This is a genomic window from Mesorhizobium sp. HAY1-8B (genome assembly GCF_056868045.1).
The window spans coordinates 5,178,518-5,190,692 of sequence record NZ_CP200321.1 but is presented as its reverse complement, the minus strand read 5'-3'; the positions used below and the strand labels follow the sequence as shown (position 1 = coordinate 5,190,692).

General features: G+C 65.9%; 14 protein-coding genes and 1 tRNA gene. 3 read left to right on the top strand and 12 right to left on the bottom strand.

Features of this window, described 5'->3' with window-relative positions:
- Positions 1-1,290, bottom strand: a complete 1,290-nt coding sequence (locus tag AC1VON_RS24900; RefSeq protein ID WP_483125201.1) for an efflux RND transporter periplasmic adaptor subunit — start codon at positions 1,288-1,290, stop codon at positions 1-3.
- A 100-nt stretch (positions 1,291-1,390) separates the two neighbouring features.
- On the opposite strand from AC1VON_RS24900, the gene AC1VON_RS24895 reads away from it, so the two are divergent.
- Both AC1VON_RS24895 and AC1VON_RS24890 read left to right on the top strand, forming a co-directional pair.
- The gene (locus AC1VON_RS24895; protein ID WP_172349956.1) at positions 1,391-2,299 is read left to right on the top strand and encodes a PhzF family phenazine biosynthesis protein; all 909 of its coding nucleotides are present in this window, start codon (positions 1,391-1,393) and stop codon (positions 2,297-2,299) included.
- 107 nt (positions 2,300-2,406) lie between these two features.
- A tRNA-Lys gene (locus AC1VON_RS24890) sits at positions 2,407-2,482 on the top strand.
- Positions 2,483-2,616: 134 nt separating this feature from the next.
- Here the strand turns inward: AC1VON_RS24890 and AC1VON_RS24885 are convergent.
- The 8 genes from AC1VON_RS24885 to cbiE form a co-directional block, all read right to left on the bottom strand.
- Positions 2,617-2,850, bottom strand: a complete 234-nt coding sequence (locus AC1VON_RS24885) for a hypothetical protein (RefSeq protein WP_483125200.1) — start codon at positions 2,848-2,850, stop codon at positions 2,617-2,619.
- A gap of 94 nt (positions 2,851-2,944) precedes the next feature.
- Positions 2,945-3,955 carry a nicotinate-nucleotide--dimethylbenzimidazole phosphoribosyltransferase gene (gene cobT / locus AC1VON_RS24880; RefSeq protein WP_483125199.1) on the bottom strand — a complete coding sequence of 337 codons (1,011 nt, stop codon included), beginning with the start codon at positions 3,953-3,955 and terminating at the stop codon, positions 2,945-2,947.
- A gap of 39 nt (positions 3,956-3,994) precedes the next feature.
- Positions 3,995-4,771 carry an adenosylcobinamide-GDP ribazoletransferase gene (gene cobS, locus AC1VON_RS24875; protein WP_483125198.1) on the bottom strand — a complete coding sequence of 259 codons (777 nt, stop codon included), beginning with the start codon at positions 4,769-4,771 and terminating at the stop codon, positions 3,995-3,997.
- Complete coding sequence (locus AC1VON_RS24870) at positions 4,768-6,087, bottom strand: cobyrinic acid a,c-diamide synthase CobB (protein ID WP_483125197.1); 1,320 nt, start codon at positions 6,085-6,087, stop codon at positions 4,768-4,770. Before AC1VON_RS24870 ends, cobS begins: the two co-directional genes overlap by 4 nt.
- The gene (cobA, locus tag AC1VON_RS24865; protein ID WP_483125196.1) at positions 6,084-6,902 is read right to left on the bottom strand and encodes a uroporphyrinogen-III C-methyltransferase; all 819 of its coding nucleotides are present in this window, start codon (positions 6,900-6,902) and stop codon (positions 6,084-6,086) included. Before cobA ends, AC1VON_RS24870 begins: the two co-directional genes overlap by 4 nt.
- Positions 6,899-7,663: a precorrin-4 C(11)-methyltransferase gene (cobM, locus tag AC1VON_RS24860; RefSeq protein WP_483125195.1), complete on the bottom strand. Its 765-nt coding sequence runs from the start codon at positions 7,661-7,663 to the stop codon at positions 6,899-6,901. Before cobM ends, cobA begins: the two co-directional genes overlap by 4 nt.
- A complete protein-coding gene (locus AC1VON_RS24855) occupies positions 7,660-8,046 on the bottom strand; it encodes a cobalamin biosynthesis protein (RefSeq protein ID WP_483126375.1) in 387 nt (128 codons plus the stop codon). The genes cobM and AC1VON_RS24855 overlap by 4 nt, the downstream gene beginning before the upstream one ends.
- On the bottom strand, positions 8,043-9,284 hold the full coding sequence (gene cbiE, locus AC1VON_RS24850) for a precorrin-6y C5,15-methyltransferase (decarboxylating) subunit CbiE (protein ID WP_483125194.1): 1,242 nt from the start codon (positions 9,282-9,284) through the stop codon (positions 8,043-8,045). Before cbiE ends, AC1VON_RS24855 begins: the two co-directional genes overlap by 4 nt.
- A gap of 1 nt (position 9,285) precedes the next feature.
- On the opposite strand from cbiE, the gene AC1VON_RS24845 reads away from it, so the two are divergent.
- The gene (locus AC1VON_RS24845; RefSeq protein ID WP_483125193.1) at positions 9,286-10,062 is read left to right on the top strand and encodes a cobalt-precorrin-6A reductase; all 777 of its coding nucleotides are present in this window, start codon (positions 9,286-9,288) and stop codon (positions 10,060-10,062) included.
- Here the strand turns inward: AC1VON_RS24845 and AC1VON_RS24840 are convergent.
- Genes AC1VON_RS24840 through AC1VON_RS24830 form a run of 3 tightly spaced genes read right to left on the bottom strand, consistent with a single transcriptional unit; the run spans position 10,026 to position 12,174 of the window.
- Positions 10,026-10,790 (bottom strand): precorrin-3B C(17)-methyltransferase, encoded by a 765-nt coding sequence (locus tag AC1VON_RS24840; RefSeq protein WP_483125192.1) that lies wholly within the window; start codon positions 10,788-10,790, stop codon positions 10,026-10,028. The genes AC1VON_RS24845 and AC1VON_RS24840 overlap by 37 nt on opposite strands.
- Positions 10,787-11,545, bottom strand: coding sequence for a precorrin-2 C(20)-methyltransferase (locus AC1VON_RS24835; RefSeq protein ID WP_483125191.1), 759 nt, complete (start codon positions 11,543-11,545; stop codon positions 10,787-10,789). Before AC1VON_RS24835 ends, AC1VON_RS24840 begins: the two co-directional genes overlap by 4 nt.
- Positions 11,542-12,174 (bottom strand): precorrin-8X methylmutase, encoded by a 633-nt coding sequence (locus AC1VON_RS24830; RefSeq protein WP_483125190.1) that lies wholly within the window; start codon positions 12,172-12,174, stop codon positions 11,542-11,544. The genes AC1VON_RS24835 and AC1VON_RS24830 overlap by 4 nt, the downstream gene beginning before the upstream one ends.
- Position 12,175 lies beyond the last annotated feature (1 nt).

Genomic DNA, 12,175 nt, shown 5'->3' with positions numbered 1-12,175 from the left:
TCAGCTCCGCGGCTGCGAGGCGGTGATGACTTGCGCGCCTTCGTCCAGGCCGGACGTGATCTCGGTCAGTTCGCCATCGGTCGAGCCGATCTTGACGTTGACCGGATGCGGCCGGCCGTTCTCCAGCACATAGAGCGTGCGCGAGCCATCGGTCGGGGTCGTCGCCTGACGCTGGCGGTTGCCGCCCGGACGACCCATGCGGCCGGTGAACAGGTCGCTGAAGCTCCAGCCACGCGCGGCCTGCTGCGCCGGGCGGTAGCGGAAGGCGGAGGAGGGCACGGTCAGCACGCCCTTGGCCTCCCTTGTGACGACGGAAACGGTGGCGGTCATGCCGGGCCGCAACAACAGCTCGTTGTTGTCGACCTCGAGCCGCGCATTATAGGTGACGACGCCGTCTGTCGTGACCGAGGCATAGGAGATGTCGCGGATCTCGGCATCGAACGGCCGGTCGGGGAAGGCATCGACGGTGAAACGAGCATGCTGGCCTGTCTTGACGGCGCCGATGTCGGCCTCGTCGACCGCCGCCACCAGTTCCATGTTCCGCAAATCCGCGGCGATGACGAACAGCACCGGCGCCTGCAGCGAGGAGGCTACCGTCTGGCCGGGGTCGACCGAGCGCGTCAGCACGATGCCGTCGATCGGGGCATAGATGGTGCTGTTGGCAAGGTCGGTCTGCTGCGATTTGAGATCGGCATTGGCGATTGCGAGATTGGCCTGGGCGCTGTCGAGCGCTGCCTTGGAGCGGTCGCGCGTCGCGGTTGCCGCCTCGAGCGACTGGTCGGTCGCCATGCCGCGCTTGGTCAGGGCCGCCGCGCGCACCAGCGCGCTTTCGTTCTCGGCCAGCGTCACCGTGGCGTCCTCGACATTGGCGGCGGCCCCTTTCGCGGAAGCCTCGGCCCGTTCGATCTGGACCTGCAGTTTGGCGGTGTCGAGAGCCGCCAGCACGTCGCCTTTCTTCACCTGCTGGTTCTCGTTGACCGAGACCGAGCGTATGATGCCGGAGAGCTGGCTGGAAATGTCGACCTGGGTGAGTGGCTGCAGCGTGCCCGTCGCCGAAACCTGGACGGTCAGGTCGGCCTTGGCGGCCGGCACGGTGGTGTAATCAATCCTGGCGGGCGTGGCCGCGTACCATTGATAGAGGCCAAAACCGGCGGCAAGCACGATCAGGGCCAGCAGCGCATAGAGCCAGCCACGCCGGCGCGTCTTGCGCAGACCTTGTCGGTCGAGCCCAAGCGCCGTCTCGATGGCGGAATCCGATTCCGTCTTTGGCAGATTGACAATCTGGTCCACGTCGGACCCCTATGATGCGTATGTCCCTGTCTGTGCACAGATCAGGCTTACCGGTTCAAATATCAAATTAAATTTCGCCCATGTTGGGATTGAGGCAGGAATGCAAACCCGGAATTACTTGCTTTACGATGTGTTTACGACCGAGCGACTGGCCGGAAACCCGCTGGCCGTGGTGTTGGATTGCAAAGGTCTGGATACGGCGGCGATGCAGGCCATCGCGCGCGAATTCAACCTGTCCGAATCGGTCTTTGTGCTGCCGCCCGACAATCCCAAGCACAAAAACCGCATCCGCATCTTCACGCCCGACTATGAAATGCCGTTCGCCGGCCATCCGACGGTGGGATCGGCAATCGCGCTGGCCGAACTAGCGGGTGAGGGCGGGGCCGGCATCTTCGTGCTGGAAGAGAACATCGGCCCGGTGCGCTGCGCCGTCAGCGCGCACGATGGCAACACCTTCGCCGAGTTCGATCTGGCGAAACTGCCGGAACCGCTGAAGCTCGAGGCCGATCCGGAAGCGATCGGGGCGGCCCTTGGCCTGGCGCCGCACGAGATCGGCTTCGAGAATCACCGCGTCTCGTTCTGGTCGGCCGGCGTGCCCTATGTGACCATTCCCGTCGCCAATCTCGAGGCGGCGGGCCGCATCCGGCTGGACAATCAGGCCTGGTCGGAACTGGCGCCGCGCAAGAGCGAATGGGCCTTCGCCAGCCCCTATGTCTATTGCCGCGAGACGGTGAACCACGAAAGCGCCTTTCATGTCCGCATGATCGTGCCCGGTACGCCTTCCTATGAGGATCCGGCGACCGGTTCAGCGGCGGCCGCCTTCGCCGGCGCCATCATGCATTTCGACGGCCCGACGGATGGCATTTCACAGCTGTGGATCGAGCAGGGGCTGGAGATGGGCCGGCCGTCTCGCATCCGCCTGGAGCTCAATGTCGAAGGCGGAAAACTGGCCTCGGCGCGCATTGGCGGTAACGCGGTCAAGGTGGCGGAAGGCAAGCTTTTCGTGTGACCATCTGCGTCACTTCAGCGATTTGTCGGGAAATGATTCCGGCAGGGCTAGACATGACCGATGGTGGCGGCTATATGCCCGCCAACGCCGGTTTTTGCCGGCCGAGTGGGTGCGTAGCTCAGTTGGTAGAGCAGCTGACTCTTAATCAGCGGGTCCACAGTTCAATCCTGTGCGCACCCACCAAATTCCTAGAAGACTTGGTGGAAAGACCCTGAAAGCGTGACGCGTGTGGCGCGTCTCGGGCCAAGTGCTGCGGCTTTTCAACCGGCAACGCTATTTCGCGCTCATGATGATCTAATTGCGTGCAAAAATGCGGCTTAGAAATCGGCCGAACCGAAAAGCAATGTTCTTTTCTGCGCTTTCAGCTTCGCTAGCGTCAGTTCCGCCTTCCCGCCCGAGAAATCGCTGATGAGCCACCAGAAGAAAACCAGGAAAACAACGAAAATCGCGGTGTCGATCGGGCCGTGGCTGGAGTATCCATCGCGCCGAAGCACAATGGCAAGCACAACGGCAATAGCCACAGCAGCGGCAGCGGGATGGAGTTTTTTCATCCGCCAGATCTATTCGAGAATCACCGTAGCAGGAAGATGCCACTCCTGCCTGTGACGGGAGCAGCTTCACGGACCCAACCGTAGAAGTCCGAAGCTACTTCTCCGAGACCCCAGCCTCGGCAAAGCTCGCCATTCTCGCATGACACTCCAGTGCCGAGCGGACGATGTTGACGGCGAGGCAGGCACCCGAACCCTCACCGAGCCGCATGCCGAGATCGAGCAGCGGCGGCAGGCCGAGCGCTTCGAGCAGGCCGCGATGGCCCGATTCGGCCGAGACGTGGGCCGCGATTGTGTGGGCCAGCCCTGTCGGGTGCAGCCTTGCCAGCGGGGCCGCGGCGGCGGTGCAGACGAAGCCGTCGAGCAGCACGGGAATGCCGAGATGACGGGCGGCGAGTGTGGCGCCGAAGATGGCGGCGAGTTCTCGGCCACCGAGTGCCGCGGCAACCCCCAACGGGTCGGCAAGGGCGGCGGCATGACGCTTCAGGCCGGCTTCGATGGCGACCACCTTGCGCTTCAGGCCGGCATCGTCGACGCCGGTGCCGCGCCCGGTCCATTTTTCCGCGCCCCCGCCGAACAGCGCGGCCGAAATGGCGGCAGCCGGCGTGGTGTTGCCGATGCCCATCTCGCCGAAGCAGATCAGGTCGAGATCTTTCGTCACCGCGTCGTAGCCGGCCGACACGGCGGCGAGGAAGGCCTTCTCGTCCATTGCCGGCACTTGCGTGAAGTCGCCCGTCGGATGGTCGAGGTCGAGCGGGATGACATCGAGTTCAGCGCCGGCGATGCGGGCGAGCTGGTTGATGGCGGCCCCGCCGCCGGCGAAGTTCGCCACCATCTGCACCGTCACTTCGGAAGGAAAGGCCGACACGCCCTGCGCGGTGACGCCGTGATTGCCGGCGAAGACGAACACTTTCACGCGGTCGAGTTTCGGCATGTCGCGGCCCTGCCAGCGCGCCAGCCATGCGGCGATGGTTTCCAGCCGGCCGAGGCTGCCTTGCGGCTTGGTCAGCGTGTCCTGGCGGCGGGCAACCGCCTTTGCGGCGGTATCGCTGCCGGCGGGCAGGTCGAGGCAGGCGGCGCGCAATTCATTGAGGGATTTGAAGGGCATGGGGGCAAGGTCTCCGGAAGAGAATCAGATCAAGGGGAATCAGGAAAGCGCGACGGAAGCGACGAGAAGCACTGATATTTCGCTCACTTGCTGCAAGGCGCCGATCGTGTCGCCGGTCTGGCCACCGATCTGGTTGAGGCAAAGGGCATGGAAGGCGGCAAACAGCAGGCCGAGCAGGATAAGCGCGGCGATGGCGCCGCCGAGCCCAAGCAGCAGGAGCGGAATCGCGCCAAGCACGGCGCCGACGATTGCCGTTTCAAGCGAGACAGTGCCGGCGCCGGCCGAGAGGCCGTCATCGCGCGCCGGAGGCAACAGATGCATGAAGGCGCCCAACACGCCACGCGAGGCCGCGTGGGCGGCAATAAGGGCAAAGAGAGCCTGAGTGGGGTCGACCAGTTGCGACAGTGCGCTCCAGCGGATGAGCAGCGACAGAGCCAGCGCCATGGCGCCATAGGCGCCGATGCGGCTGTCGCGCATGATGTCCAGCTTGCGGCCGCGCGATTTTCCCCCGCCAAAGCCGTCGGCGACATCGGAAAGCCCGTCCTCGTGCAGGCAGCCGGTGGTGACCACCGTTGCGACCAGGGCAAGGGCTGCCGCCGAGCCCATGGCAAGGCCAAACCGTTCCGCCGTGGCAAAGACGATGGCGCCGATCAGGCCGACGACGAGGCCGGCGACCGGCGCCGCCCAGATCGCGGCGGCAAGGCCGCGGCCGCGAAAATCGAGGATGGGCAGAGGCAGGCGGGTGAAGAAGACCAGGCAGAGCGCCAAGTCGTCGAGGATTTGCCGGGGCGAAAGGGTCAAATTCGGGAGCTTCATGCGCCGCCCCTTGCTATCGCATGGAAGAAGGTGCCGCTGACATGACCGCGCCGATAGCCGGAGGCGCCGATCGGATTGCCCTGACCATCGGCGAGGTCGGCCAGCGGCTCGTCATTGCCGGTTGCGGTCATCTGCGCATAGTGGAATTCATGCCCCCGGATCAGCGCGCCCTGTGAGCCCAATGGGCAATCGGCGCGCAGCCGCGCCTCGCGGTAGCCAAGATTCATCTTCCGCTTTGCAAAACTGGTGGAATGGCCAAGCAGGCCAAGCATTCCGTGCGTTTCGCCGGAGGCATCCTCCAGCGTCTGGCCAAGCACCATGAAGCCGCCGCACTCGCCATGCACTGGCTTGGTCGCGGCGAAGCGCGCCATTCCGGTCTTGAAAGTCTCCGACGCTGCGAGCCGACCGGCGTGAAGCTCGGGATAGCCGCCGGGCAGCCAGCAGACGTCACAATCCTCGTCGGGCGCTTCGTCGGCGAGTGGCGAGAACGGAACGATTTCCGCGCCCGCCTTGCGCCAATAGCTGGCGACATGCGGGTAGAGGAAGGTGAAGGCGGCGTCTTCTGCCAGGGCTATCCGCTGTCCGGGCGGCTGCAGCGCCTCGTCGAAGCCGCCTTCTGCCGGGGTGAGGGGCGTTGCCAGCGCCATGACCGCATCGAGGTCGAGCGACTTCTCCGCCATGTCGGCGAGGCGGTCCAGATGCGCCATCAGATCATCATACTCGCCGGCCTGGACGAGACCGAGGTGCCGCTCGGGCAGGTTCAGGGTAGGGTCGCGTAAGATGGCGCCGACGACAGGCAGGCCGATCGCCTCGATCGCGTCGCCGGACAGCCGGCGGTGGCGCTCGCTGCCAAGCCGGTTGAGCACGACGCCGGCCATGCGGACATCCGGATCGTAGGTGGCAAAGCCCTTGGCGACGGCCGCCGCCGTGGTCGATTGTCCGGAAACGTCGAGCACCAAAAGCACCGGCAGGCCGTAGAGCCGGGCGAGATCTGCCGCCGAGCCGGTGCGCCCCGGCGTGGCCGGAATGCCGTCGAACAGGCCCATGGCGCTTTCGAGGATAACGAAATCGGTGTCGTCGGCCGCCTGTGCGGCGAGCGCATTGAGCAGCGATGGCGGCATGGCCCAGCTGTCGAGATTGACGCCGGACAGGCCCGTGGCAGCCGTGTGGAAGCCGGGATCGATATAGTCGGGGCCGGATTTGGCGCCCCGCACCTTCAGCCCACGTCGGGTGAGCGCGCGCAGGATGCCGATGGTGACGCTGGTCTTGCCCGAGCCGGAACGCGGCGCGCCGATGATGATCGCGCGGGCCGTCATGCCTTGCCTGCCAGTGCCGCGCGCATGGCGACGATGCCGCCGACAACAATCAATGCCGGCGAGGCAAGGCCGGCGGCGGCCGCTTCCTCGGCAATGGTGGCGAGCGTGGCTACGACGGTTCGCTCCTGCGGTGTGGTCGCGGCGACGATCACCGCCGCCGGCGTCGATGGCGCCAGCCCGCCGTCGAGCAGTGCTGCCGCGATCAGCGGCAGGTTCGCCATGCCCATGTAGACGACAACCGGCTGGCCGGTGCGGGCGATTGCCACCCAGTCGATGTCGTCGTCGGTGCCGGCGGCATGGCCGGTCGCCAGGATCACCGCCTTGTTGATGCCGCGCATGGTGGCCGGGATGCCGGTCGCGGCCAGCGCGCTGAGGCCGGATGTCAGGCCGGGCAGAACCCGGAAGGGGATAGCTTCGCGCGCGAGCGCCAGTGCCTCTTCACCGCCACGGCCGAAAATATAGGGATCGCCGCCTTTCAGCCTGACGACGCGGCGGCCTTCGCGCGCCAGCCGCACCAGCAGGGCGGTGATGTCGTCCTGCTTCATCGAAGGCTGGCCGCCGCGTTTGCCGGCGTAGAACAGCTCGGCTGCCGATGCCACCGCCACGACATCAGGTGAGACCAGCGCATCATAGACCAGCGCATCCGCCTCGGCCAAGGCCGCCAGCACTTCCAGAGTCAGGCAGCCGGGATCCCCGGGGCCGCCGCCGGCCAGCCAGACATGGCCCGGCTCAAGCGGACGCGGCTTGAAGTTCAGCCGGGCGAGCGCCTGTTCGAGCGTGGCGTTTTCGCTCTTCTTTTTGATGCTGCCGCTCACAATCCGTCCCGTCCGCGAAAACGCCGCTGATAGTGGGCGTCGTACAATGAACTCTCGCCAAACCCTTCCGCCGCCAGCGAGCGGCCGACGAAGATGATCGCCGTGCGCTCCATCGGATCGGCGGCCAGCTGCGCCTCGATCGTTTCCAGCGTTCCCGTCAGCACGCGCTCATCTGGCCACGAGGCACGGAAGACGATCGCCACCGGACAATCGCCGCCATAGTGCGGCGTCAGTTCGGCGACGACACGGTCGATGGCGTGAATGGCAAGATGGATGGCCAGCGTGGCACCGGTGCGGCCGAAGCCGGCCAGCGTTTCGCCGGGCGGCATTTTTGAGGCGCGGCCGGAGATGCGGGTCAGCACCAGGCTTTGCGCCACTTCGGGAATGGTCAGCTCGCGCCGCAGCGCCGCGGCGGCTGCGGCGAAGGAAGGAACGCCCGGCGTCAGCGTGTAAGGGATGCCGTGTTTTTCCAGCCGGCGGATCTGCTCGGCCACCGCACTCCAAACCGACAAGTCGCCGGAATGCAGCCGCGCTACATCATGACCAGCCTTGTGGGCCTCGACATAGGCGGCCTCTATCTCGTCGAGCGACATTGGCGCGGTGTCGATCAGTTTGGTCCCAGGTGTGCAGTGCTGCAGCAATTCGGGTGCGACGATGGAGCCGGCGTGCAGGCAGACCGGACAGCTTGCCAGGAGCCTAGCGCCGCGCAGCGTGATGAGGTCGGCCGCACCGGGACCGGCACCGATGAAATGAACGGTCATGGCGCGTCTCCGCTGATGGCGATGGCGCAGGTGACCGGGCCAAGCACGGTGCGAGGGCCAAGCAGTTTTCCGCCGGCCCCGGCAACGGCAAGGGCTGCCGCTTCGGAAACGGAGGGCGTGCCGGCGAGTTCCTGCGAGAGGCTGGAATGGCTGAGCGTGCCTGGCGAGGCGGCTTGAAGCGCTGCGTCATCGACGATGACAACCGGGAGGTTCAGCGCGCGGCCAGCGCCAGCGATCGCGTCTTCATCCTTCTTGAACGCTGCGGTGGCCAGTGCCGAGAGCGCCGTCATTGCCAGCCCGTGCGCTTCAAGCGCGGTTTCAATCGCGGCAAGCAAGTCTTCGACGCCAACGCCTTTGCGGCTGCCGATGCCCGCGACCATCATGGCTTCACCCAGTTCCATTGCGTGACCGGCATTGCGGGCCGCCAGGCCTGCATCGAACCGACCGGCGAGGCGCGCGAAATGTCTATCCGGGTAAGATCGCCGCCCAGTTTCAGGTGCTGGGCGAGAAGCAGCGTTTCCATTTCCAGCGTCACCGCATTGGCGACGAGACGGCCACCTGGGCGCAGCGCCTTGATGGCGGTGTTCAAGACACCGGTGTCGCTGCCGCCGCCGCCGATGAAGATAGCGTCCGGCGTCTCCAGCCCGGCAAGCGCCCTTGGCGCATTACCTTCCACCACCACAAGGCCCGGAACGCCGCAGGCGGCGGCATTGCGGTGGATGCGAGCGGCGCGGCTCGGGTCGGCCTCGATGGCAATGGCGCGCATCAAGGGGTGGGCGAGCATCCACTCGATGCCGATCGAGCCTGAGCCGGCGCCGATGTCCCACAGCAACTCGCCGCGCCTGGGCGCCAGCGTCGACAAGGTGACAGCGCGGATTTCGCGCTTGGTGATCTGGCCGTCATGGTCGAACAGATGATCGGCAAGGCCAACCGTGAGCGGCAGCACACGGCCTTGCGGGTTCGAATCAATTTCGATGGCCAGCACATTGAGCGGATTGATGTTTTCGAGGTCGAAGGCATCGGCGCGTGCCATGTGCTGTTTCTCGTTCGGTCCGCCCAAAGCCTCCAGGACCGTCAGCCGCGATGCGCCGAAATCGAGTTCTGTGAGCAGGCGGGCAATTGCCGCCGGCGCGTTGCCGTCCGACGTCAGTGCCAGGATGCGTGCATTGGGCTGCAGCAGCGGCCGGATCAGGTCGAGCGGCCGGCCATGCAGCGAGACGGTCTCGATATCCTGCAGTGCCCAGCCAAGGCGGGCGGCGGCCAGCGAGACGGCCGACGGCGCTGGGATGACATGCATCTCCCGCAGCTCGACCTTGCGGGCGAGGGTGGCACCGACCCCGTGGAAAAAAGGATCGCCGGAGGCGAGCACGCAGACTTTGCGGCCCACCAGCGCCAGCACGTCAGCCATCCCGGCATCGAAGGGCACCGGCCAGGGGCGCGGCTCGCCCTTGGCGAAGGACGCGACCAGCGCCAGATGGCGCTTGCCGCCGAAGATGAACTCCGCGTCGGCGAGCCGCTGCTTGGCCTCGTCGCCGAGACCCGCTAAACCGTCCTCGCCGATGCCGATCACCGTCAGCCATTTCGACGTATAGCCGGCTCCGCGCGGACTTTCAGCAGGCATGATGACCCACCGTATTCTGATCCTCGGCGGCACCACGGAAGCCCGGCAACTGGCCGGAAAGGTGGCGGTGCGCGCTTCGGTCACGCTGTCGCTGGCTGGTCGCACCGAAAGCCCCGTAGCGCAAGGCGTGCCCGTGCGAACCGGAGGGTTTGGGGGCGCCGACGGTTTGGCCGCCTATCTCAAGGAGACAAGCACCGATCTTCTGATAGACGCCACGCATCCCTATGCGGCGCGAATCTCCGCCAATGCCGCGCAAGCGGCGCGAGCGACCGGCGTGCCGATCTTCGCTCTGCGCCGTCCGGGCTGGGAGCCTATTGAAGGCGACCACTGGACTGATGTCGATAGCGTCACCGATGCCGTGCATGCGCTTGGATCGGCATCGCGCCGCGTCTTCCTGGCGCTTGGCCGACAGGAGGTCGCGGCCTTCGAAGCCGCGCCCCAGCACCATTACCTCATCCGCAGCGTCGATCCGGTCGAGCCGAAGCTCGCCGTGCCCGACGCTGACTACCTGCTGGCGCGCGGTCCGTTCTGCGAAGCTGACGAGCGTGTGCTGCTGGAAAGACACAGCATCGATGTTGTCATGTCCAAGAACAGCGGTGGCGCCGCCACTTACGGCAAGATTGCCGCAGCGCGGGCGCTTGGTGTCGAGGTGATCATGGTCCGCAGGCCGATGTTGCCGGAGGTGCCTTCGGCTGAAACCGTCGAAGCGCTGGCCGCGATTGTCAACCAATTCGGGGCCGATCATTTTGTCGAACCCGATGCCGAACGCGGCGTGTAGACCAGCGCCGGCTTGTCTGCGCGCTTGATGATCCGGGTTTCCGGCGACCCGATGATGATGCAGGTCGCCATGTCGGCCTTTTTCGCGTCGACATCGGCCAGCAGATAAACCTCGATGCGCTCGTCCGGACGGCCGGCGGCGCGGCCGAAGATGACCGGCGTGGTGCCGGGCAGGATCGCGGTCAGGCATTCGAAGGCGCGGCCAAGCTGCCAGGGGCGTGCCTTGCTGATGGGGTTGTAGAGCGCGATGACGAAACCCGCGCCGGCCGCCGCCAGCAGGCGCAGTTCGATCAGTTCCCACGGCTTCAGATTGTCGGACAGCGAGATGGCGCAGAAATCATGGCCGAGCGGGGCGCCGATGCGGGCGGCAACCGCCAGCATGGCGGTGACGCCGGGCACCACGGCAACGTCGACAGCCCGCCATTCAGCCGGGCCGGCCTCGATCGCCTCGCAAACCGCGGCTGCCATGGCAAAGACACCGGGATCGCCGCCGGAAACCACGGCGACGTCATGGCCTTCGGCGGCCTTGATCAAGGCGTCCTTGGAGCGGGCGAGTTCCTCGCGGTTGTCGGAGGCAACGCGAGTCTGGTCCGGGCGCAGGTCCAGCCGGTCGAGATAGGGCTTGTAGCCATAGAAGAACTTTGCCTCGGCCACGGCGCGGCTTGCTTGCGGCGTGACCTGATCGGCATTGCCGGGTCCAAGGCCGATGACGGTGAGACGGCCGCTCATGCCTGTGCCTCCAGTGCCCCTGACCGGCCGGACCAGCCGGCGACCAGCACGATGGCGAAATAGGGGGCCTTGTCGTCCTGCTTGTCGGCGAGCTTCATCGAGACGCTGCCGGCCATGGTGCCGCGCTCGACATAGACGGCGCGCGTCAGCTTGCCGGTGGCTTCGAGCGCCCGCCTGATCTTGGGCAGGTTGCGGCCGACCTTCATGATAACGGCGGCATCGGTGTCGGCGAGGCGACGCGTCAGTTCGAACTCGCTCATCGTGCCGGGCAAAACCGTCAGCACGTCATCGCCCTGGACGATCGGCACACCGGTCTGCGACCAGCAGCCGGACATTGCGGTGACGCCGGGGATGACTTCCGTGGGGAAGCGATGAGCAAGGCGCACATGCAGATGCATGTAGGAGCCGTAGAACAGCGGGTCGCCCTCGGACAGGACGGCTACCATCCTGCCGGCTTCGAGGTGTTCTGCGACCTTTTCGGCCAACTCCTCGTAGAAACCGGTGATCTGCGAGCGGTAATCGTCGTGATTCTTGTCGATTTCGGTGGTCACGGGATAGAGCAGCGGCAGTTCCAGCATGTCCGGCCGGAAGCGCGCTTCGACGATGGCGCGCGCGTTGCTGTTGTTGCCGCGCTTGGCGAAATAGGCGACGACATCGGCCTCGGCCAAGGCCCGCGCGGCCTTCAGCGTCAGCAATTCTGGATCGCCGGGACCGGTGCCGACGCCGACAAGTCGGCCTTTGGGGAGCGCGTTCACAGGCCGGGCCTCGCCAATGAATTGAGCGCGGCGGCGGTCATGGCGCTGCCGCCAAGTCGGCCACGCACAATGGCATAAGGCACGCCATAGGAATTCTCGGCCAACGCATCCTTGGATTCGGCAGCACCGACGAAGCCGACTGGCATGCCGATGATGGCCGCCGGCTTCGGCGCGCCGTCGCGCAATTTTTCCAGCAGGTAGAAAAGTGCTGTCGGCGCATTGCCGATGGCGACCACCGAACCGGCCATGCGCTCGCCCCACAGGTCGATCGCGGCGGCCGAACGGGTGTTGCCGATCGCCTTGGCGATGTCGTGCGTGCGCGGATCGCGCAAGGTGCAGATCACCTCGTTGCCGGCCGGCAGACGAGCGCGGGTGACGCCATGCGAGACCATTTCGGCATCGCAGAAGATCGGCGCGCCGGCAGCGAGTGCCTTGCGTGCGGCTGTGACGAAATCAGGCGAGAAAACAAAATGGCTTGATGCTTCGACCTGGCCGCAGGCATGAATCATGCGGATGGCGACATCGGACTCGGCGTCCGAGAAGCGCTTGAGGTCGGCCTCGGCGCGGATAATGGCGAAGGAGCGCTCGTAGATCGCCGTGCCGTCGTGGATGTAGTCGTAGGCGGCCATG

Bases quoted from the DNA above. Each gene is read 5' to 3' on its own strand.
- AC1VON_RS24895 (WP_172349956.1), top strand. From the start codon at position 1,391: ATGCAAACCCGGAATTACTTGCTTTACGATGTGTTTACGACCGAGCGA.
- AC1VON_RS24885 (WP_483125200.1), bottom strand. From the start codon at position 2,850: ATGAAAAAACTCCATCCCGCTGCCGCTGCTGTGGCTATTGCCGTTGTG.
- cobT (WP_483125199.1), bottom strand. From the start codon at position 3,955: ATGCCCTTCAAATCCCTCAATGAATTGCGCGCCGCCTGCCTCGACCTG.
- cobS (WP_483125198.1), bottom strand. From the start codon at position 4,771: ATGAAGCTCCCGAATTTGACCCTTTCGCCCCGGCAAATCCTCGACGAC.
- AC1VON_RS24870 (WP_483125197.1), bottom strand. From the start codon at position 6,087: ATGACGGCCCGCGCGATCATCATCGGCGCGCCGCGTTCCGGCTCGGGC.
- cobM (WP_483125195.1), bottom strand. From the start codon at position 7,663: ATGACCGTTCATTTCATCGGTGCCGGTCCCGGTGCGGCCGACCTCATC.
- AC1VON_RS24855 (WP_483126375.1), bottom strand. From the start codon at position 8,046: ATGATGGTCGCGGGCATCGGCAGCCGCAAAGGCGTTGGCGTCGAAGAC.
- cbiE (WP_483125194.1), bottom strand. From the start codon at position 9,284: ATGCCTGCTGAAAGTCCGCGCGGAGCCGGCTATACGTCGAAATGGCTG.
- AC1VON_RS24845 (WP_483125193.1), top strand. From the start codon at position 9,286: ATGACCCACCGTATTCTGATCCTCGGCGGCACCACGGAAGCCCGGCAA.
- AC1VON_RS24840 (WP_483125192.1), bottom strand. From the start codon at position 10,790: ATGAGCGGCCGTCTCACCGTCATCGGCCTTGGACCCGGCAATGCCGAT.
- AC1VON_RS24830 (WP_483125190.1), bottom strand. From the start codon at position 12,174: ATGGCCGCCTACGACTACATCCACGACGGCACGGCGATCTACGAGCGC.